The following is a 20,217-nucleotide window of genomic DNA, read 5'->3' as shown; positions in this document are numbered from 1 at the left end:
ACGGTTTTGAACAAGCCCCACGCTACTTGTGGCCGGCTTACATTAAGATGTCTCTTAAGGACCGCAAAATGACGGAAACGCTCCTGAATTACCCCACCGGCAAAGCCGTCTTGTTCACCGGCGACTTCAACACAAACGATGAATGCACGCCGCTTACCCCTTCGATGCGCGTCAGCTTTTGCAGCAAAAACTGCTGATAGGCATCCATATCTTTCACGATCACCTTCAATAAATAATCCGCCGACTGCCCGGTAATCAAATGGCATTCAAGGACTTCCGGGTAGCTGCCGACGGTTTTCTCGAATGCATCGAAACGCTCGGGGGTGTGTTTGTCCATGCTGATCTGGATAAACGACATGAGCGTGAGGCCGAGCTTGCGCGCGTTGAGCAGCGCAACGTAACCGTCGATCAGACCATCTTCCTCCAATTGGCGGACCCGGCGCAGGCACGGGGAGGGAGACAGGCTGATGGCATCTGCCAGTTCCTGGTTGGAGATACGGCCATTGTGTTGCAGTTGTTCCAGGATGAGGCGGTCGTAGCGATCAAGGTTCATGAGCAGGTGCCTCTGGGCTTGATGTTCTGGTTGGTCGGCCGGGTTTGACAGGTTAAACCAACGGCAAGCAGTATTAAATGCCAATTAATGAGATATTTCAGCAATAAAATCGCTCATTAACGTTATATGTAACAATTTTGGCAATCTTCTTGCGCGAGAGACGCCCTATACTGTGTCCAACCTGATCGCGAAGCATTGGCCGTCACAAGCGGCTTGCAGGGCTGGCTGCCCAGATCCTTACCGGGATCACCCACACGCCAGCGGTTCATGGGGCACTCCCAACCACCCTATCTGCAGGTCTTCCACAGGTTTTTGTCGTTAAGCCACCTTTGTTTTTGGAGTCATCATGCTTGCCAATCCATCCACCAAGTATCAGCGTTTTGCCGGCGTGGCCTTGCCGGACCGCCAATGGCCGAACAAGATTATTGAAAAGCCGCCGATCTGGATGAGCACCGACCTGCGCGATGGCAACCAGGCACTGATCGACCCTATGTCGGTAGCGACCAAGTTGCGCTTCTTTAAAGAATTGGTGGCGATTGGTTTCAAAGAAATCGAGATTGGTTTTCCCTCCGCATCGGAAACCGACTTTGAATTTACCCGCTTATTGATCGAACAAAACCATATTCCCGACGACGTCACCATCGAAGTATTGGTGCAGGCGCGTTATGACCTGATTGAAAAAACCGTGCAGAGTTTGCGCGGTGCCAAGCGCGCGATCTTGCATATGTACAACCCGCTTGCGCCTGCGTTTCGCAAGATCGTTTACAACACCGATAAAGCAGGTGTGAAAAACATTGCCATCCAGGGCACCAAATGGGTTAAGGAATTAACCGCGCAGGCGCCGGAGGTGGATTGGACTTATCAATATTCTCCGGAAGTGTTTTCCAGCACCGAAGTTGAATTTGCCAAAGAAGTGTCCGACGCGGTGGCGGCGATCTGGCAGCCGACGCCGGCCAAAAAAATGATCCTCAATTTACCGGCAACCGTAGAGATGAGCACGCCGAATACCTACGCCGACCAAATTGAGTGGATGCATCGCAACATCAATAACCGCGACGCCATCATCATCAGCGTACACCCGCATAATGATCGTGGCACCGCTGTAGCAGCGGCGGAACTGGCGGTGATGGCCGGCGCGGATCGCGTCGAAGGCTGTCTGTTTGGTAACGGCGAGCGCACCGGTAACGTTGATCTGGTCACGCTCGCGTTGAATTTGTATTCGCAAGGTGTGCATCCGGGCCTGGATTTTTCCGACATTGATCGCGTGCGCAAATTGGTGGAAGACTGCAACCAGTTGCCGGTGCATCCACGCCACCCTTATGCGGGCGAATTGGTATTTACGGCGTTCTCCGGTTCGCATCAGGATGCGATTAAAAAAGGCTTTGCCGTGCAGAAAAAAGATGCGCTTTGGGAAGTGCCTTACTTGCCGGTTGATCCGGCGGATTTGAATCGCAGCTACGACGCCGTGGTGCGCGTGAACAGCCAATCCGGTAAAGGTGGCGTGAGCTTTTTATTGCAGCAGGAAGCGGGCTTGCAGTTGCCGCGCCGGTTACAAATTGAATTCAGCGGTGTGGTGCAAAAGGTCAGCGACAAGACCGGCAAGGAAGTCAGGAGCAGTGAAATTGCCCAGCTGTTTGAGCAGGAATATTTTGCGGTGAACACGCCCTTTCGTTATCACAGCAGCAAGATAAGTGAAGATGCTGAGCATGTGGATATCGTGATCCATGTACGCCACCAGGAAAATCCGGTTTCACTTTCCGGTAGCGGCAATGGGCCAATTGATGCCGCCGCCCACGCGCTGAGCCAGCATCTCGGTAAGGATGTGCAAGTGGTGGATTATCACGAGCACGCGGTAGGCGAGGGCTCCGATGTGGCTGCTGTATGTTATGTGGAGTTAAAGATTGACCAAGGCAAAACCGTGTTTGGAGTGGGCAAGGACAGCAACATTATCTCCGCCGCCATCAAGGCCTTGCTGAACGGCGTTAATCGGCACCAGAAGATGGCAAGCTGAATGGCCAACGGCCGATGCCTAAGCGCATCGGCCGCAGGAAGCGCCGAATTTCTTACCTTTGGCACAAAATGATGGCAAAAAAAGGTGTACAGTATTTCACCGCCATCGTGCTGTCATGCCGGCACAGGTAGAATCTCTGCACATCACGATTTGTGTAAAACAAGGAGTTGCTTATGGGCCAGACCACCTTTGCCAACTGCCGCGGTATTGTCCACAAAGGCAGCAACGGCGTCAGTATCGTATTCCCCGACGTATGCAAAACCCCCACCCCCGGTGGCCCCGTACCTATTCCTTATCCCAATATCGGCAAATCCTCTGATACCACCAAAGGCCCCAAAAGCGTAAAAACCGACGGCCAGATGCCCATGGTAAAAGGCGCCCAATACTCGCGCAGCATGGGCGATGAGCCGGGTACCTTGAAGGGCGTTGTCAGCAGCGACCAGATGGGGGTGTGCGAATTTATGATGTATTCGCCGGACGTGAAATTCGAGGGCAAGAATGTGTGCCGCCTGGGCGATCCGCTGTTTCACAACAAGAAAAATATTATGGGCTGATAAGGCCGGATTCATGCCAGCGAAACCCCCTTACTGACTGCAAAATCGAAGGAAGCGTTGATGTCCCAGCACACCAAGGTCTATGTGGCCGGCGCCGGCATTATCAGCCCCCTCGGGCCCGACTCCTCCGCTGTGGCGGCGGCGGTCAACGCCGGGATCAGTGCCGTGCAGGAAACCCCGCTGCTGAGCAAACATCTGGCACCCATCAAGATGGCCCTGGTACCGGAAGACGTACTCAGTCCTCTCGACCCTCGTCTGGTCGCCGCGAAATTACCGTCCCGCCAGGAGCGATTACTGCGCATGGCGGCCCCGGCACTGCAACAAGTGCAACCACTCTTGCCTGAAGGTGGTGTGTTGCCGATGTTGCTTGTTTTGCCAGAGGTCATCCCTAATCTCAGTCATCCTTGGCGAGGGAATGCGATTGAACAACTGGCGGTTCAGAGCGGTATTCCCCTGGATTCGCGTAACAGCAGAGCTGCTGAAATCGGTCGCGCCGGCGGCCTGCACGCGCTCAAGCATGTTTTCCAACTGATGGAACAAGGCCAGGACTGGGTACTACTCGGCGGTATGGATAGCTACTGGGATGCGGAATTGCTGGCGCGGCTGGATGCACAGGACCGGCTGCTGCTGGAAAACAGTCTCGATGGATTCCAGCCGGGCGAGGGCGCCTGTTTTGTGCTGCTGGCCAGTGAGCGGGTTGCCGGAACCTTAGCTGCACCGCGAGTGGTGCTCTACCGTCCCGGCATCTCACAGGAAGCCGGACACCGCTACAGTGAAGAACCTTATCGCGGTGATGGATTGGCGAGCGCGGTCCGTGATGCTATCGCACAAGCACCGGCGGCGAAGATCGACGCCGTCTGGACCAGCATGATTTACGATAGCTACGGCGCAAAAGAATTTGGCGTGGCCATGACGCGCAACAGCGCGCATTTTTCGCCAACTGCCAGCCAGAATCACCCGGTGGATCGGTTAGGTGATGTGGGTGCGTCCATCGGCCCGACACTGATCAGCTTGATCTTTGAATTGTCCCGCCGCCCTAAAAAACCGGCGCAACACCATATACTCTGCTGTTCGTCCGATACCGCCTATCGCTCGGCGGTGCGTATGGATATTGAAGGAAACGCCTGAGGAGATCGCCATGACTGATATCGGTGAGATGATTGCGCCCCCGGCGCTACACAAGGAACCCAACGAAAAATGCCCATTCTGTCCACCGGCGGAACCGGTGAAATACACCACCTACCCAGGGGCAAAGAATAATTCAACGCACCTGGCGTCCATCATGGCAAAGCCGGCGCAGCTGACCGCCCTGCAAGCGGGTGCACGGCCCCAGACTGCCAAGGTGGACAAAGACGGTTACACCCAGGAGCAGGAAAAGCCCGATCCCCGTAAAGAAAACAAGGATAAATTTTATACTCATCAGGCGCATCACCTGATCAGCGGTAATCAGGCGCTCAAGGGCAGCCCAATGGAAGACTGGATTCTGGCGAGCAAGAAAAACGACAAAGACACGGGCTATTCGGTAAATTGCACCGGCAATGGCTTTTGGGCACCGTCAGTGCCGAAAGAGCTGGTGGGTAAGTGGGGACCCAGCAAAGGTGTACTGACCGACGCCAAGCGGCAGGAATGGGCTGAAAAAGTCATGAAGGATGCCAATGCGCAAGCGCATATCGGACCGCACAATATTGCCGATCCGGACGATCCTCTGGGTCACAAACATCAAAGCTACGATAAGTACATTAAAGATTTGCTGACGGCGTTATCGGATCGCATAAAGGCATGGTCGGATACCTGTTATCTCTGTGAAGACGCGAAGAAAAAGAATAAAAAACCCCAGGCGAACTACACCGTTCACGATGTACTGGACCGATTATCCAACCATCTTCAACGAGAGATTACCGGGTCGAGAAAGAACTGGAAAATTTTCCTCTCGAAATACGCAATGGCTTTTCATAAGCCTGTCTGTACCCACAAAAGGGAAAGATTATGAGCACCTATTATCAACTCGCAGAAGACTACTTTCTGGATTACGGCGTTACGAGTGGGCCGACATTGCCGGACGGCAGCATCATGTCAGGGAAGTGGGTTGACGCCAACTCCCTGCCGGAATTGATTTACGAGATCAATGTTCCCGATGATGAACCCTGCCAGCATTTTATGACCGGCGGCACTGTCATCGTCAGTGAACATTTTATCAAGGTGTTGCAAGGTGCGGGTGTAACGAACTTTCAACAATTTCCCGCAGTGCTGGTTAACCCGAGCACCAAAAAACAACGCACAGGGTTTTATCTGTTCAATGTACTCGGCATGATAAAAGCCGCTGACCTGCAAAAATCCTCATTCGACACGCTGATGGACGCCGACGCAGAAGGTGTTGATGTGCCCTTGGTGGCCTTTAATCAAATCGTATTGGACGGCACCAAACCGCGCGGACTACACATGTTCAGAATGGCGGAAAGCCCTAACGTCTTGGTTGTTGATGACACCATCAAAATTGCACTTAAGGAAAATCGCCCGGAAGGTGGTTGGGGAATTATGTTGGAAGAGATGGATGTGGTTTGACTATACGAAAACGTATAAGAAAGGATTAATGAATGATAATCTTCAGGCATATTTTTATCCTTGCGATAAGTGCATTAACGATAGTTGGCTGTAGAGCTGAAACTGAATCGATAATAGATCGTGATGGCGACGACCATCCGGCGACTCTTGCAAAAGAGATCGAAAATCCTCAATTGCACAAAAATATCAACTGCCTGCCGCCGCTCGACAGTGCTTTTGATAATCTTCCTGCCGAGGTTCTGGTCGGGACTGATGTTGACGTGATTGGACGCTTCACCAGCGCCGCTTTTACACCAGGTACCTATTACGCTGAGAATGGAGGAGCAGAGCTAAGCGTGACGGTATTTGAGACCGAGAGCGGCTTGGTTGCACAGCGTGATTATCTGGAGCCTGGATCAGCAAAAAACGCAAAAATTTACACTGATCTTTGTAAAAAAGAAGATGCTCTCTACGGTAAATATTTGCGTGTTAAATTTGTGAAAGACGGATTACTTTGGCTGGAGCTGGAGCCAGACAATGATTTTATTCCTACAGATGTATGGTTTTACCTGGAGAGATCAAATTAATTAACGAAGGAACGATACAATGAAATTAAAGCCGGTATTAAAAAAGGGAAATAGGGGAGATGCTGTTGTAGAACTACAAACGCTCTTAAATAGCATGGCTAGCGTTAAACCAAAGCTTGTGATTGATGGGATTTTAGGCGCGGGAACGGACAGAGCATTAAAACAGTTTCAGAGAGAAGCGAATTTACTTGCGGATGGTATCGTCGGCAAAAGAACCTGGGCTGCTTTATTACAGGCTTCTTTGCCGAACAACGACAAGATTTCACTTTACAGTTTCCAGCCACAGTCTGCTTTGGCAGATATCGCCAGGCGCTACATCGGTGTGACTGAAACGGGCAATAATCTGGCAGGCGATAGCAAGGAGTTGTTGGCAATTTTTAAATCCGATGACTTAAAAATAAATGGAAAAACAGACGGTTATCCCTGGTGTGCGGCTTTTGTCTCCTATTGCATACAGAAACTGTGTAAACAATCGCCTTATTTCAGCGGATTAATTCCTCCTCGCGAAGCATCGGTCAATCGACTTCTAACGTTATGGGCAAAGAACAATCACTGCCTGATATTCACCAACAGATCTAAGGACTTACAACCGAAAAAGGGAGACATTGTTGTCTTCACCTTCTCTCATGTCGGTATTATTGAAGACACGCAAGGCGCCACCCTGCGGACTATCGAAGGTAATACAAACGACGCGGGTAGTCGCGAGGGAACCATGGTTGCGCGGAAAACGCGTGCGAAGTCATTAATAAGATCCTACATAAGGTTACCCGTTTCGCTGATCAATATTCCCACGCACGTGGAAACGATAGCGAGAATGGTATGATCATCTACATTTAAAGGCGGAGCTAAACGCATGGGCGAAACCGATTTACGCGATTCACTTGCTGTGGAGCGCACTCATCTGGCCAACGAGCGTACCTTGTTGTCCTACATCCGCACGGCCCTGGCGTTGCTGGCTGGGGGTGCGATGGTGTTGAAGTTTCTGAATAATGATCCGGTACTAATGCCGTTTGCCTGGGCGGCGCTGGTGGTGGGTACGCTGGTGTTGGTGATCGGCAGTTATCGCTTTTTCAGTGTGCGGCGGCGTATCAGTCGCGGTTGATCTTCTTGATAGAAAGGATGCTTCTCCCGGGAGCAAGGATGATAATTTTTCTCATGTCTGTTGCCCTTCTCATCCTCCTTTCTGATAGACATTCGACGGCCTCTGGTAAATTGAAAAAATTTTTATATCGGGTGAATCCGAACGGCCATTTATTGCTTCTAATCTCATAACAAGCGGCGAGAGCGCCGTGTAAAGAGCCAGACGGGTAGATGACAGATGTCACCAGTTTGTTAATTTCGGTAAAAACCTGGCCATTTTGCGGATGGTTTTCGGAAAAACTGTTTAAGCTTGGCGCAAGCCCGTGGTTCCACGAAGGATTCAAAGACACATGATCAAACTTCATAACATCCATAAATACTATTCCACCGGTGAGCAGCGCCTGCACGTGCTCAAAGGCATCGACCAGCATATCCGCGAGGGTGAGTTGGTATCGATTATGGGTTCATCCGGTTCGGGCAAGTCTACCTTGTTGAATATCCTCGGAATTCTCGATAACCACGACGAGGGAGATTACTTCCTTAACGGCGTGGAGATCCGTCGCCTCAAGGAGAAAAAGGCCGCGCAATTGCGTAACCAATTGCTGGGCTTCGTGTTCCAGTCCTTTAACTTACTGCCCTTTAAAAATGCCACGGAGAATGTGGCCTTGCCGTTATATTACCAGAATGTCAGCCGCAAGGAGCGCAATTACCGCGCGGCGCAATATCTGGAGATGGTGGGGCTATCCAATCGCGCTACCCATATGCCCAACGAATTATCCGGAGGCCAGAAACAGCGGGTGGCGATTGCCCGCGCATTGGTCACCAAGCCCAAGGTTATTCTCGCCGACGAACCAACCGGCGCGCTGGATAGCCAGACCACACAAGAGATTATGGCGTTGATGAAAGACGTGCACAGCCTGGGTAATACCATTGTGATCGTCACCCACGAGCAGGATATTGCGGATCAAACCGAGCGCCAGATTATTCTCAAAGATGGTTTGATTGTGCCGGCAAGAAAAAAGACGCCCGCCATGACCGCACCGGCCATTGCCAACGAAGAAGACATCCTGGGATAAATGACAATGGACGGCTTACAGGAAATTCTCTACACCCTGCGCCAGAACAAACTGCGCACCGCACTGACCGCGTTCGGCGTGTTCTGGGGCATCCTGATGTTGATTTTATTACTCGGTGCCGGACGCGGGATGCAGAACGGTGTTTATGCGGATTTCGGTTCTGATGTGCTGGATTTTATTGTGGTTTATACCGGTACTACATCGGTGGCTTATCGCGGCATGGGCCTGGGCCGGCAGATCAGTTTAACGCTTGACGATGTTGATGCGATTCAACGGCAGGTAAAAGGTGTTGGGGTGATCTCACCGACCAACGAGCGCGGCGGTATTGCCATCGTGTACGGTGATAAAACCGGTAATTTTGCCGTGCATGGCGTGCCGGATGAATTCTTTAAAGTCAAGGAAAGTGTGCCCTTTCCGCTGGGCCGCAAGATCAACCCGCTCGACGATGCTTACGTGCGCAAGATTGCGGTGATCGGCACTGTCGTTGCCGAGCGCGTTTTCGGCAAAGATGTCGACCCGGTTGGAAAAGAGATTCGTGTTAACGGCGTGGTGATGAAAGTGGTGGGCACGTTTTACGATAAAGGCAATCGTGGTCGCGACTCCGAGCGTGTGTACATTCCTATCACCACGTTTCAAAAATTGTTCGGTGCCAGCGATAAAATTGCAGCGATCTGGTTGCGTCCACAAGCCGGCTTCGATGGCTTTGTCGTTGAAGAAAAAATCATTGAATTATTAAAACGTCGCCACGCTGTTTCGCCGGAAGATCGCCGCGCGATTCGCTCGTTCAACATGGCTGAGCCCGCGAAGATGGTGAACGGTTTGTTCCTCGGCATCAACGCGTTTATCTGGTTTGTCGGCTTGGGGACATTAATGGCCGGGATTGTGGGTGTGAGTAACATCATGATCATCACAGTAAAAGAGCGTACGCGTGAAATCGGTATTCGCAAAGCCTTGGGCGCAACGCCGTTCAATATTGTCAGCACGCTGCTACTGGAGTCGATTCTAGTGACCAGTATCGCCGGCTACGCGGGGCTGGTGGTCGGGGTAGGATTGATTGAGCTGGTGTCCTATTTTCTTAATTCTGTGGGTGCGCAATTGCCGTACTTCACCAATCCGGAAATTAATTTTCAGGTGGCGATCACTGCGATTATTTTGTTGATTGTCGTAGGTGCTTTGGCAGGGTTAATGCCCGCCTTGCGCGCTGCGAAGATTATGCCCATTGAAGCCATGCGCGCGGATTAATCATCATGATTATTGATACAGAAAAATGGCAGGAAATTTTCAAGACCTTGGGTCAACACAAGCTGCGCACCGGATTAACAGCTTTCGGTGTGTTCTGGGGCATCTTTATGCTCACGGTGTTGCTCGGGGCGGGCAAGGGTCTGGAAAACGGTGTGATCGAAGGTTTTCCCCGGGTGGCCAACAGCGTGTACATCTGGATACAGGGAACCACCCAAGTACCTTATCAGGGGCTGCCCATCGGCCGGCAAATTCGGCTGGAGCCAACCGATGTCAAAGCCATTGAAGAGAATGTGCCCAGTGTCAGTTTTATTCGCGGACAAAATTCCGTGGGCATCTGGGGCGGTACGCCGCCTTACACGAAATATAAAGATAAAAATGGCACTTTCTATGTGCAAGGCACCCACGCTGGCATGGCCAACATCAATTCCATGCGCATTATCGAAGGCCGTGGCATCAATGAGATTGATGATGATGAGCGGCGCAAGGTGGCGGTCATTGGTACGCGGGTAAAAACCCAGTTGTTTGATGAAGGCATCAACCCGATCGGCGAAAACATTACCTTGTCCGGCATCAGTTTTACCGTCATCGGTGTATTCAAATCCCTGGCTGACGGCAACCAGCAACAGGAAGAGGAAAAGATTTATATCCCCAATGACACCCTGCGCTACGCGTTTAACCAGGTGGGTTGGGTCGGCAGTTTTGTACTGATTCCACAACCCGGTTTACATGCACGGGTGGCCGAGCAGGATGTCAAAAAATACCTGGCCGAAATCAAAAAAGTATCACCGGAAGATGTCGGCGTGTTCGGCAGTTTCAATCTGCAAAACGAATTCGACAAAATCCAGGGATTGTTTACCGGCATCGAAGTGTTCAGCTGGATGGTGGCTATCGGCACCATCATGGCCGGTGCCATCGGCGTGGGCAATATTATGCTGATTGTGGTGAAAGAGCGCACCCGGGAAATCGGTTTGCGCAAAGCGCTGGGTGCTACGCCGACGTCGATTGTGGCGATGATTGTACAGGAATCCATCTTTATCACCGCGGTAGCGGGTTATATGGGGCTGGTGGTGGGTGTGCTCCTGCTTGAGGGCGTCAGCAATGTGCTTGAGGCCAGCGGTGGCGGCTCGGGCATGTTTCGTCGGCCCGAAGTGGATTTCGGAACAGCGATCAGTGCGCTGGTGGTGTTGGTGATCTCCGGTTTATTGGCATCGTTGATGCCCGCCGCCAAGGCGGCTGCGGTGAATCCGATTGTGGCATTGCAAGATGAATAATGGCGGTGTTTGCTGAATGTTGCTTGTGTTGTTGCACAGATAATGTTTGGTAACCCTGACAAACCTGTAAAAAATTTCAGTCAAAAGTAAGAAGGGAAAAATGAAAAAATTAGTGTGGTTCGCCGTATTGGCTTTGATCGCGTTTATCTTTATCGGGACAGCCGTGTTCCTGTTCAATAAATCCCAGGCAAAACCGGTGGTTTACGAAACAGATGCGCCTTTCAAGACAACCATCATCAAGAAAACCGTGGCCATCGGTAAGGTAATTCCGCGCAAGGAGGTCAATGTCACTTCCCAAGTGTCCGGCGTGGTGGAAAAGGTTTATGTGGTTGCCGGCCAAACGGTAGAGAAAGGTGATTTGATCGCGCGCATTACCCTGGCACCCAACATGGTGATGTTGAATAGCGCTGAATCACAATTGCAGTCAGCCCAGATCAATTTGAAAAATGCTGAAGATGAACTGGAGCGGCAGAAAAAACTCTTTGCTGACAAGCTTATCTCTGAATCGGAATACAACAAGTTTCTGCTGACCTATAACCTCCAGCGCCAGGCAGTAGAGTCGGCAGAAAATAATCTGCTGTTGATTCGCGAAGGGGCCACGCGCAAATCGGATTTGGTTTCAAATATGATTCGCGCCACGGTTGATGGCATGATCCTCGATGTACCCAATAAGGAAGGTGCATTTATTGTGGAGTCCAGTACCTTCGGCGCGGGCACCACCGTGGCCAGCCTGGCAGATATGAACGATATGATCTTCGAAGGGATGGTCGACGAAGCGGAAGTGGGCAAGATCCGTGAAGGCATGGAACTGGTATTGGATGTGGGCGCGCTGGAAGGGGAGCCCTTCAGCGCGGTGCTGGAATATATCTCTCCCAAGGGCATTGAGGACCAGGGTACCATTAAATTCCAGATTCGTGCGGCGGTTACCCTGAGCGATAAACTCTTCCTGCGCGCCAACTATAGTGCCAACGCCGATATCGTGCTGGAGAAACGCGAGGATGTATTGGCCATCAACGAAGGCAACCTGCTGATCGAGGACGGCCAGCATTTTGTGGAAGTTGAGACCGCGTCACAGCAATTTGAGAAACGCAAAGTGGAAACCGGTTTGTCCGATGGTATCAATATCGAAATCATCTCCGGCCTGACAGAGAGCGAGAAAATCAAACGCCGTTGAGAAGCGGCGAGTCATAGCGGATAATGCTCGGGCCACTGCGGTGGCCCTTTTTATTGGGTGACTGGCAGCGGTAAACCGGGCGACAGCGCGCAGTAAAATTAGCTATAACGGGCTACACGCTACAATACAAATTGTTACAACATATCGGAACCTTTCAAGGTATACATAAGCTGGGTGATTTTACCCTGGCAACTTATGTACCCCATTATGAATAAACAGCTTCTCAGAGCCATGCTTTTACTCTTCGGCTGCTACGTGGTGGCGGCGTCTGCCGCTGACTGCGACAGCAGTACGGAAGGCTGCGTGGAGGTCGGCAAATGGCAGGTCGCCGTAGCACTGGGTGTGGGCGTTCGCACGAATCCGGTGATCGATAACGAGGATATTCCGCTCTACGTTATTCCGCAGGTGAGTTATAACGGTGAACGTTTTTTCCTGCAAAACCTTGACCTGGGTTTTATCCTGTTTGAAGACGATACCCGCCAGTTCAACCTTTTGTTGACTCCCAGTTACGACCAGGTATTTTTTCGTCGCTGGGATGTGAACAATTTCGTGCTCACGGAAAACCTGGTATCCGAGCCCGGTCCTATGTTTGGTTCGGCTAATGACGCCTATCATAAGCTTATTGATACCGACCAATTGCGCAAGCGACGCATGGCCGGCCTGGCAGGTTTTGAATACAACCAGCAGTTCAATAAATTGGATGTGCAAGTGCACGCGTTACAGGAATTTACCGGCTATCACGATGGCCAGGAATTACGCATCGCGTTGGCGCGGCATTTTCTCGCAGGACAACACCATTGGATTTTATCGGCCGGGGCCATCTGGCAAAGCGGCGACGTACTCGATTACTACTACGGCATTCGCGAAGGCGAGGGCGGCACGCTGGATTATCGCTACGATCCCGGTAGCGGTGTTTCGGGGGTTGCCCGGGTCGACTGGAACTACCGCATTAATGATCGCTGGAGCCTGACTTTTACTACGGCCTATCGGCAACTGGCGTCGGGTATCCGGCGCAGTCCCATCGTGAATGACGACAAAGTCATTACCTCATTCATCGGAGGGGTTTACCATTTCTAACGGCACATCGGTTTTGGTCGCTACAGCGTTCTCCTGCCTGCTTGCGTTATCGCTGAGCGGCTATGCTGTTGCAGAACAAAAAAAACTACCGGTGATTCAGTTTTCCATCAAACCACGTTTGTGTGTGCTGACGGCGAAAGAAGAAGTGTGTCGTGATGAACTGGAAGTCACCTGGGCTGCCGAAGAAGCACGTAGCTTGTGCCTGTACCAAAGTGGCGAAGCCATGCCATTGCGCTGCTGGGAAAATCAAACCCGCGGTGCCTATCAATTCAATATCACCGCCAGTACCAGTGTTGATTTTCACCTGCGCGAAGCCGAAGGCACCCCCGCATTGGGTAGCGAAGTCTTTGAAGTGGTTTATGATCAAAAGAAATTCCGCAAACAACGGCGCAACCCCTGGAGTTTTTTCTAACGCGATATGACTATGAACAACAACCTCATCCTGTTAGTGGAAGACGACCGCCGCCTGGCTGATCTGGTCAAAGATTTTCTCGAAACCAACGATTTTGCTGTGGTGGTGGAAGCTCATGGCAATCGGGTGATTCGCCAATGCCAGAATGTGAACCCGGCGCTGATCATCCTCGACATTATGTTGCCGGGCAAAGACGGCTTGACCCTCTGCCAGGAACTGCGCCCCGAATACAAAGGGCCGATCCTGATGTTAACGGCGCGTAATGAAGATGTGGATCAGGTGCTCGGTCTGGAATACGGTGCGGATGATTACGTGATAAAACCCGTCGAACCCCGTGTGTTGCTCGCCCGCATTCGGGCGCTACTGCGTCGTTATTACCAAACGGATGCGCGTGAACAGGAAGCCTTGGTATTTGATCAATTAACCATTCAGCCTGTGCAGCGCAAAGTGGAACTGGCGGGCCAGGAAATTCATTTGTCCAGCCATGAATTTGATTTGCTGATGGCGCTGGCTAACCAGGCGGGTCAAATCCTCAGTCGCGAGTTTTTATTCAACCAGATTTACAGTCGCCCTTACGACGGACTGGATCGTTCGATTGATGTGCGCATCTCCCAATTGCGAAAAAAATTACTCGATAATCCGGAAAATCCCACGCGCATCAAAACCATCTGGGGTCGTGGTTATTTATTTATCGCCGACGCCTGGAAGGATTAACGGGTGTGAATCGCGCATTTATCTCGCTGTATTTTTTTATTGTTTTTTCCGTCATTGTCATCGGCTGGGGGCTGGATAAATTTTGGGAAAAACTCTATCCCGCCCCGGATCTGGAAGCGGACGTCGCCGACCTGATCATCCTGCTTGAACAAGACCTTGTTCCCTTGTCTGCCGAACAACAGCAAGCGCGCATCGAACAACACAACCAGCATCTGCACAATCAACTGCAATTGATCCATATTGGTGACCTCGCTAATTCATCGGCCACGCAACAGATTCGCGCGGGTGAGGTGGTCAGCGCCTCGGCGGATGCCGATCGTCTGATCTGGTACAAACGCATCGCAGACACCGACCAGGTGTTGGTGATGGTTTCGCCCAATAGCGATCAAACCCGTTCGCCCGTGTATTCCGGTTTATTGATCATCTTTTATCTCGGCATCGCGTTGGTGGTGTTTTTGTGGGTCTGGCCTTTATCGCGCGACCTCAGCCGGCTGGAAAAACACACGCGCCTTGTCGGTAAAGACGGCGCGCCGGATCAAATTGCTGTTGCGCCTACGTCCACCGTATTTACCTTGGCCAATGCATTTAACCGCATGGCAAAACGCATCCGCGAATTGATTAATTCGCACAAGGAAATGACCTACGCCGTGTCCCACGAATTACGCACACCGCTGGCGCGCATGAAGTTCGCGTTAGCGATGGTGGATAATCACGATGATGCAAAAGTGCAAAAACAACTCGACAGCATTCATCAGGACGTGATGGAGATGGAGAACCTGATCAGTGCCTTATTAAGTTACGCGGGCTTTGAACAGGAGTCGCAACAACTGGATCGGCGCGACGGCTTCATGCACGACCTGCTGAATGAACTGTGCGCGCGCATCTATCGCGACCGCCCGGACGCGGTAGCGATTCATATTCGGGATGAATCCGGTGGGCAGGCGTTTAACTGCGAATGGAAGTTGATGGAATGTGTCATCCTCAACCTGCTGCAGAACGCTGCGCGTTTTGCCAGGGAGAAAATCCAGGTGGAATTGCGCATTACCGATACGGAGTTCCAGGTCGCCATTGAAGACGATGGGCCTGGTATTCCACCCGAACAGCGCGCCCGGGTGTTTGAATCTTTTGTGCGCCTGTACAACGAACATAAACCCCAGCCCAGCGGATTCGGCCTGGGTCTGGCCATCGTCAAACGGATCATGAAATGGCACGGCGGCGATGCCACCTTCGTCGACGCCCGCTCCGGCGGCGCACGAATTCTGCTGTATTGGCCTAAACAACCGATGCCGCTCTTTCCGTCCTGAGCCTGTCACGCCTAATAATTTTCATCCTCTCCCAGGCACTTTTTTATAACCATACCGAATTAACGCCATTAAAATTTCACCAAAATTTACGTTGATTGATCAAAAAAGCGCTGGCTCAGGGGTGGATATGGCGCGTTTTATGGGTATAGAATGCAAGCTCAATCAACCAAAGAGTGTGATTTGGGTGGGATAACAGTAAGATCAAACACCCCCGGGGGCGAAGAGAGCGCCACTATCTTTGAGTACAGCTGGCAAACAGCGACCGAAGAAACCCGATAACAGCTATCCCTGAATCATCACTCGCTGCTTGCGTGTGACCATGAAAACAATAAGCCTGATCAGGGCACTGGGGACTGCATCCCTGGTGTTTGTTGCTGCTTGCGCAACTGCCGACACCGCCTATCGCGAAATACCGATAAGCGAGTTCGCGGACGCCATAAAGCACTGGAATGATCGCACCGGCGAGACAGACGCAGCGCATTACGCCCTCACCCAAATCCCCCAGATCGCTGACAACATCCTGCGTTACCAACGCGCCGATGGTGGTTGGCCCAGCAACAAACACCCCATTCGCATTTTATCCACCGCTGAGCAAAAAGACCTGGCGGCGCAACAACACCTCACCGATGCCAGCTTCGACAATCGCAATGTTTACCCGCAGATTAATTACCTTGCCCGCGCATACCAGCAAACCGGCGATAGTCGTTATCGCGATGGCGCTTTGCGCGGAATCGACTATATTCTAAAAAACCAGTATAAAAATGGTGGCTGGCCCCACACGCCCGCCAGTACCAAGGCAACTTATCATCAGCACATAACCTTTGCCGATGATGTCATGACAGGATTACTGCAATTTTTGCGCGACGTGACGAACAGCCAGTCACATTTCGCCTTTATATCGCCAGAAACTTTGGCAGATATACGCAGCGCGATTCACAAAGGCGATCAACTGATTTTGCAATTGCAAATCAGCATCGACGGCAAACCCACCGTGTGGGCCGGTCAATACGATAAAAATACCCTGGCGCCCGTAGGTGCCCGCAGTTTTGAATTACCGGCGCTATTAGCGTGGGAAAGTGTTGCGGTTGTTGATTACCTGATGCGCATTGAAGACCCGACAGACGACATAAAAAACGCAGTACACGCGGCAGCGGCCTGGTTTGACCAGGCAAAAATTGAAGGGCTGACGCTACAGAAAATCTCACATCCCAGGACTCGCTACCCTTACCACACGGCGGACTACGACCTGAAAATTATTCGCGACCAGAATGCTGAACCCCTGTGGGCAAGATTCTACGACTTGAAGACACAACAACCGTTCTTCGCCAATCGCGATGGTAAAAAAGTGTTCAGCCTGGAAGAAGTAAATCACGAACGCCGCACTGGCTACAGCTGGTACGGCAGCTGGCCGAGCACATTATTAAGCACTCGCTATCCCGCATGGCGCGCGCGAAACACACTGTAATACCACGACAAAAAGCAGCGAGGTTTTCTGTTATACGTACGCTACACCTGAATAATAAATCAATCACTGTATCAACCTAGTCTTACAAGATCCTTAATAAATTTCGATAAAAACGAGGGAGAAAGAGATGTTCAAAAAACGCCTATTACCAGTCTTTGTTGCCATGGCAGCCACCGGCTCGCTACCCGCTCAGGCACAGGATTCTTCTGACAGTGCACTGGAAGAAGAAATTATTGTGACCGGGGTGCGGAATGCGGAGTTGAATGCGCGTCAATCCGAGCGGAACAAAAATATTTTCAGCTCTGTTATTGCCCAGGATGACGCGGGGAACTTTGCCGATCAAAACGTTGCTGAGTCCCTTCAGCGTTTGCCGGGGATAACTTTGCAACGCGAAGAAGGTGAAGGAAAATTTGTTTCGGTGCGCGGCCTTGGTCCAGGTTTTGTATCAGTTAACATGAATGGTGCCGAGCTGGCTTCAGCTAGTTCGGATACTCGTGCCTTTGCACTCGATGCAATTCCTGCTGACCTGCTAGGTTCCATCGAAGTTTTCAAATCCCTGACTCCTGATATGGATTTGAACTCAATCGGCGGTACAGTGAATGTAAAAACGGTTTCCGCTTTTGATCGCAAGCGCGACACAATGCAGTTGACCGTTCAGGGTACTTATCAGGATTACGCTGAAGAGGTTTCCCCCAAAGTCACGTTCCGTGGGACCAATTTGTTTGCTGGCGACACTATCGGTGTGGGCTACTCCATTTCATGGGAGAAGCGGATGACGGAGTTGTATGAGCAGGTTCATCATAACGATACCTTGCCTGAATACCGCTCGGTAACGCATCCGACAGCAAATCCTGATGCGGTAATCCTGGCGCCGTTTGAATTTGAAACTCGCCAGGAAGAAGCAGAGCGCACCCGGTTGGCTGGTTCATTGGATTTGGGCTGGCGCCCCAATGAAGACAGCGAATATTACCTTCGTTTAAGTCGGACAGAGTTTGAAGACAAAGACGTCGCACTGCGTGAGTACTATCGCTTCAATCCAAGCGGTGCCGATTTGATCGCTTATGTTGATCCCCAGAGCGGCATGTTTGCGGCTTTGGATGCGGAGGTTCAACAACAATACTTTATTCAGGAAGGTGAAGCGATTACCACCACGTTCGCAATTGGTGGTGAGAATGTTTTTTCGAGTACAAGCGGCGATTGGACATTGGATTACGACTACACCAATTCTGTTGGTGAGTTTTCAAAACCGGATGGTCGTCGGGTACAGTTTCGTTTGCAGGATTTGCCGGTCCTCGGTATGGCAGGCAGAGATTTTGTTGTAGGGGCTGTGCGCTCACCGGAATATCTTGCCGAACTGACAGGCGGTTCAGTCACTGACTATCAAATTGCCGAGACACAAGGTTGGACACGTTACACACCCGGTAGCCGTGTACAGCCTAACATGTCCTATGACAATATCTTTATTGAAGACAGTTTTCGTGAAGATACCCTGGATCAGGTGAGTGTAAATTTACGCAAGGATTTTACTGACGGCTTCGTCAGCTATATCAAGACCGGTATTCAGGCCAAATGGCGTGATCGCGACCGCAACAAGGATCGCTGGAGTCTGGATCCACGCCGTTTTACCCAATTCTGTAATGGCGACCAGCAGTGTCTGGATTGGGCCGGCGGCGCGACGCTAGCTGATTTCGATACTTTCAGACCGAACAACCCCATGTTCGATCACGACTTTATTACCCAAGCTGATGCAGAGCGCTTGTTAGCATCTACGTGGAATGTTGCCAAAGGTCTTGATCCCTTGGGTGTGGATGACGATAGTATTAAAGAGGACTACCTGCTAACGGAAGATACGCAAGCAGCCTACGTCATGGCAGATTTTCGTCTGGCAGAAAAACAATCGCTGATTGCGGGTGTGCGTTATGAAAAAACCGAGTTCACTTCCACCGGTTATTTCTCGGTAAGAAATGATCGCCTGGAGGAAACCCTGGGGATCAAGCAAGACGTTGCTGTACCTTTGGCTGGAGCAGAGTCGAGCTACGATGATTTCTTTCCCAGCCTGCATTACCGCTATGAAATGCGGGATGATGTTCTGGTACGTGCATCGCTGTGGACAAGCTTCACTCGACCCTCGTTTGATCAGGCACGTGCTTTCGCCAACATCGAAGGCCGTATCAGGTTATGTGATCCCAGTCGTCCGGAAATTCCATGTACTGACGAGATTCAACGTTCTCCAACGGCCACTACTCGCCCCGGTTTTGGTGTAGAAACGCCAGAGGATATTCAAAATCTGGTGATGGCTTCGGATAACATCCTGAGTTTTGGTAATCCTACATTAGAGGCCATGACGTCTACAAACTTTGACGCCTCCATAAGTTGGTACGCTGATGAAGATCTGTTCCTGCAAGCTGCATTTTTCTATAAAGATATTGATGACTTTATTGTTAATGTGCGCGGCACCGGAATGAATATCCAGGACTTACCAGTTGACCTGCCATCAATCTCCGAATTTATCATCCCGGAAGATTTGTATATTGATAACGTGAACTGGTCAACTAACGGCGATAAAGCCAAGGTCTACGGCGTGGAGCTGTCCTATTCGCAATATTTCAAAAGCGGATTTTTTATTCAAAGTAACGTGACCGTAATGGATAGTGAGGCCGAAGTAGGTGAAACAATCCGTGCGGGCAAAATTCAATTGCCGGATCAGGCCGATCTGACAGCTAACTTGTCGGTAGGTTGGGAAAATGAGCGTTGGTCACTGCGCCTCAACGGTAATTATCGCAGCGAGATTCTGGAACGTATCGGTGCATGTTCAGAGGCGGATATCGCAGCTGATCAAGCATCTGGTTTGGCATATCCGGAAAATTGTGCGGAGTGGGCGGATATGTTCTATGACGCTTCGTTCATGGTGGATGCTCAAGCAACTTACCAAGCCACAAAAGATATCAAAATCACCTTTGATGCTATCAACCTGACCGAGCAAACCTCTGATCGCTATTTTGCCGGTAACGCTTACTCCAATGGCAAGACTTTCTTCCGTATGGAAGATTACGGTGCTTCATTCCAGTTAGGTGTCAACGTTAGATTCAAGTAATCAACCTCCGGGCCCCTTCGACGAAGGTGCCCGGCTTTTTACATGTCCATAATCATAAATAG

General features: G+C 51.1%; 20 protein-coding genes. 18 read left to right on the top strand and 2 right to left on the bottom strand.

The annotated features are described in order from the left end of the window. Window positions 1-88: 88 nt before the first annotated feature. On the bottom strand, window positions 89-553 hold the full coding sequence (locus ACSV5M_RS01250; RefSeq protein ID WP_439173598.1) for an Lrp/AsnC family transcriptional regulator: 465 nt from the start codon (window positions 551-553) through the stop codon (window positions 89-91). A 346-nt stretch (window positions 554-899) separates the two neighbouring features. On the opposite strand from ACSV5M_RS01250, the gene leuA reads away from it, so the two are divergent. The 8 genes from leuA (at window position 900) to ACSV5M_RS01210 (ending at window position 7,348) form a co-directional block, all read left to right on the top strand. Then, window positions 900-2,564 (top strand): 2-isopropylmalate synthase, encoded by a 1,665-nt coding sequence (gene leuA / locus ACSV5M_RS01245; protein WP_439173597.1) that lies wholly within the window; start codon window positions 900-902, stop codon window positions 2,562-2,564. 173 nt (window positions 2,565-2,737) lie between these two features. Beyond that, entirely contained in the window at window positions 2,738-3,118 is a 381-nt protein-coding gene (locus tag ACSV5M_RS01240; protein WP_439173596.1) for a DUF4150 domain-containing protein, read from the top strand. Window positions 3,119-3,178: 60 nt separating this feature from the next. After that, the gene (locus tag ACSV5M_RS01235) at window positions 3,179-4,246 is read left to right on the top strand and encodes a hypothetical protein (RefSeq protein WP_439173595.1); all 1,068 of its coding nucleotides are present in this window, start codon (window positions 3,179-3,181) and stop codon (window positions 4,244-4,246) included. Between the two features lie 10 nt (window positions 4,247-4,256). Next, window positions 4,257-5,108: a hypothetical protein gene (locus tag ACSV5M_RS01230; RefSeq protein WP_439173594.1), complete on the top strand. Its 852-nt coding sequence runs from the start codon at window positions 4,257-4,259 to the stop codon at window positions 5,106-5,108. Continuing rightward, a complete protein-coding gene (locus ACSV5M_RS01225; protein WP_439173593.1) occupies window positions 5,105-5,680 on the top strand; it encodes an imm11 family protein in 576 nt (191 codons plus the stop codon). Before ACSV5M_RS01230 ends, ACSV5M_RS01225 begins: the two co-directional genes overlap by 4 nt. A 32-nt stretch (window positions 5,681-5,712) precedes the next feature. Next, entirely contained in the window at window positions 5,713-6,246 is a 534-nt protein-coding gene (locus ACSV5M_RS01220) for a hypothetical protein (RefSeq protein WP_439173592.1), read from the top strand. Window positions 6,247-6,265: 19 nt separating this feature from the next. After that, on the top strand, window positions 6,266-7,069 hold the full coding sequence (locus ACSV5M_RS01215) for a peptidoglycan-binding protein (protein WP_439173591.1): 804 nt from the start codon (window positions 6,266-6,268) through the stop codon (window positions 7,067-7,069). Between the two features lie 30 nt (window positions 7,070-7,099). Continuing rightward, window positions 7,100-7,348: a YidH family protein gene (locus tag ACSV5M_RS01210; protein WP_439173589.1), complete on the top strand. Its 249-nt coding sequence runs from the start codon at window positions 7,100-7,102 to the stop codon at window positions 7,346-7,348. On the opposite strand, the gene ACSV5M_RS01205 is transcribed toward ACSV5M_RS01210, so the two are convergent. Then, the gene (locus tag ACSV5M_RS01205; RefSeq protein ID WP_439173588.1) at window positions 7,335-7,700 is read right to left on the bottom strand and encodes a hypothetical protein; all 366 of its coding nucleotides are present in this window, start codon (window positions 7,698-7,700) and stop codon (window positions 7,335-7,337) included. The two genes, ACSV5M_RS01210 and ACSV5M_RS01205, sit on opposite strands and share 14 nt — an antisense overlap. Here ACSV5M_RS01205 and ACSV5M_RS01200 point away from each other — a divergent pair. The 10 genes from ACSV5M_RS01200 (at window position 7,677) to ACSV5M_RS01155 (ending at window position 20,155) form a co-directional block, all read left to right on the top strand. Continuing rightward, window positions 7,677-8,402, top strand: a complete 726-nt coding sequence (locus tag ACSV5M_RS01200) for an ABC transporter ATP-binding protein (RefSeq protein ID WP_439173587.1) — start codon at window positions 7,677-7,679, stop codon at window positions 8,400-8,402. The two genes, ACSV5M_RS01205 and ACSV5M_RS01200, sit on opposite strands and share 24 nt — an antisense overlap. 6 nt (window positions 8,403-8,408) lie before the next feature. Continuing rightward, window positions 8,409-9,644 carry an ABC transporter permease gene (locus ACSV5M_RS01195; RefSeq protein WP_439173586.1) on the top strand — a complete coding sequence of 412 codons (1,236 nt, stop codon included), beginning with the start codon at window positions 8,409-8,411 and terminating at the stop codon, window positions 9,642-9,644. A 5-nt stretch (window positions 9,645-9,649) separates the two neighbouring features. Beyond that, window positions 9,650-10,915, top strand: coding sequence for an ABC transporter permease (locus tag ACSV5M_RS01190; RefSeq protein WP_439173584.1), 1,266 nt, complete (start codon window positions 9,650-9,652; stop codon window positions 10,913-10,915). A gap of 100 nt (window positions 10,916-11,015) precedes the next feature. Then, window positions 11,016-12,089 (top strand): efflux RND transporter periplasmic adaptor subunit, encoded by a 1,074-nt coding sequence (locus ACSV5M_RS01185; RefSeq protein WP_439173583.1) that lies wholly within the window; start codon window positions 11,016-11,018, stop codon window positions 12,087-12,089. Window positions 12,090-12,296: 207 nt separating this feature from the next. Further along, window positions 12,297-13,166: a MipA/OmpV family protein gene (locus ACSV5M_RS01180; protein ID WP_439173582.1), complete on the top strand. Its 870-nt coding sequence runs from the start codon at window positions 12,297-12,299 to the stop codon at window positions 13,164-13,166. A 13-nt stretch (window positions 13,167-13,179) separates the two neighbouring features. Beyond that, entirely contained in the window at window positions 13,180-13,578 is a 399-nt protein-coding gene (locus ACSV5M_RS01175; RefSeq protein ID WP_439173581.1) for a DUF3019 domain-containing protein, read from the top strand. Window positions 13,579-13,590: 12 nt separating this feature from the next. Beyond that, on the top strand, window positions 13,591-14,292 hold the full coding sequence (locus ACSV5M_RS01170; RefSeq protein ID WP_439173580.1) for a response regulator: 702 nt from the start codon (window positions 13,591-13,593) through the stop codon (window positions 14,290-14,292). A gap of 5 nt (window positions 14,293-14,297) precedes the next feature. Next, window positions 14,298-15,596, top strand: coding sequence for an ATP-binding protein (locus ACSV5M_RS01165; protein ID WP_439173579.1), 1,299 nt, complete (start codon window positions 14,298-14,300; stop codon window positions 15,594-15,596). 319 nt (window positions 15,597-15,915) lie between these two features. Beyond that, window positions 15,916-17,061, top strand: coding sequence for a pectate lyase (gene pelA, locus ACSV5M_RS01160; protein ID WP_439173578.1), 1,146 nt, complete (start codon window positions 15,916-15,918; stop codon window positions 17,059-17,061). 127 nt (window positions 17,062-17,188) lie between these two features. Further along, complete coding sequence (locus ACSV5M_RS01155) at window positions 17,189-20,155, top strand: TonB-dependent receptor (RefSeq protein WP_439173577.1); 2,967 nt, start codon at window positions 17,189-17,191, stop codon at window positions 20,153-20,155. The last annotated feature ends 62 nt before the right edge of the window (window positions 20,156-20,217 follow it).

It is taken from the genome of Cellvibrio sp. ARAG 10.3, assembly GCF_051846955.1.
GTDB lineage: Bacteria > Pseudomonadota > Gammaproteobacteria > Pseudomonadales > Cellvibrionaceae > Cellvibrio.
The sequence above is the reverse complement of the archived record's forward strand: the minus strand, read 5'-3'. Positions and strand labels throughout refer to the sequence as shown.

Bases quoted from the DNA above. Each gene is read 5' to 3' on its own strand.
- ACSV5M_RS01240 (WP_439173596.1), top strand. From the start codon at position 2,738: ATGGGCCAGACCACCTTTGCCAACTGCCGCGGTATTGTCCACAAAGGC.
- ACSV5M_RS01205 (WP_439173588.1), bottom strand. From the start codon at position 7,700: ATGGATGTTATGAAGTTTGATCATGTGTCTTTGAATCCTTCGTGGAAC.
- ACSV5M_RS01215 (WP_439173591.1), top strand. From the start codon at position 6,266: ATGAAATTAAAGCCGGTATTAAAAAAGGGAAATAGGGGAGATGCTGTT.
- ACSV5M_RS01230 (WP_439173594.1), top strand. From the start codon at position 4,257: ATGACTGATATCGGTGAGATGATTGCGCCCCCGGCGCTACACAAGGAA.
- ACSV5M_RS01180 (WP_439173582.1), top strand. From the start codon at position 12,297: ATGAATAAACAGCTTCTCAGAGCCATGCTTTTACTCTTCGGCTGCTAC.
- leuA (WP_439173597.1), top strand. From the start codon at position 900: ATGCTTGCCAATCCATCCACCAAGTATCAGCGTTTTGCCGGCGTGGCC.
- ACSV5M_RS01210 (WP_439173589.1), top strand. From the start codon at position 7,100: ATGGGCGAAACCGATTTACGCGATTCACTTGCTGTGGAGCGCACTCAT.
- ACSV5M_RS01185 (WP_439173583.1), top strand. From the start codon at position 11,016: ATGAAAAAATTAGTGTGGTTCGCCGTATTGGCTTTGATCGCGTTTATC.
- ACSV5M_RS01220 (WP_439173592.1), top strand. From the start codon at position 5,713: ATGATAATCTTCAGGCATATTTTTATCCTTGCGATAAGTGCATTAACG.
- ACSV5M_RS01195 (WP_439173586.1), top strand. From the start codon at position 8,409: ATGGACGGCTTACAGGAAATTCTCTACACCCTGCGCCAGAACAAACTG.
- ACSV5M_RS01235 (WP_439173595.1), top strand. From the start codon at position 3,179: ATGTCCCAGCACACCAAGGTCTATGTGGCCGGCGCCGGCATTATCAGC.
- pelA (WP_439173578.1), top strand. From the start codon at position 15,916: ATGAAAACAATAAGCCTGATCAGGGCACTGGGGACTGCATCCCTGGTG.
- ACSV5M_RS01155 (WP_439173577.1), top strand. From the start codon at position 17,189: ATGTTCAAAAAACGCCTATTACCAGTCTTTGTTGCCATGGCAGCCACC.
- ACSV5M_RS01225 (WP_439173593.1), top strand. From the start codon at position 5,105: ATGAGCACCTATTATCAACTCGCAGAAGACTACTTTCTGGATTACGGC.
- ACSV5M_RS01250 (WP_439173598.1), bottom strand. From the start codon at position 553: ATGAACCTTGATCGCTACGACCGCCTCATCCTGGAACAACTGCAACAC.
- ACSV5M_RS01190 (WP_439173584.1), top strand. From the start codon at position 9,650: ATGATTATTGATACAGAAAAATGGCAGGAAATTTTCAAGACCTTGGGT.
- ACSV5M_RS01200 (WP_439173587.1), top strand. From the start codon at position 7,677: ATGATCAAACTTCATAACATCCATAAATACTATTCCACCGGTGAGCAG.
- ACSV5M_RS01170 (WP_439173580.1), top strand. From the start codon at position 13,591: ATGAACAACAACCTCATCCTGTTAGTGGAAGACGACCGCCGCCTGGCT.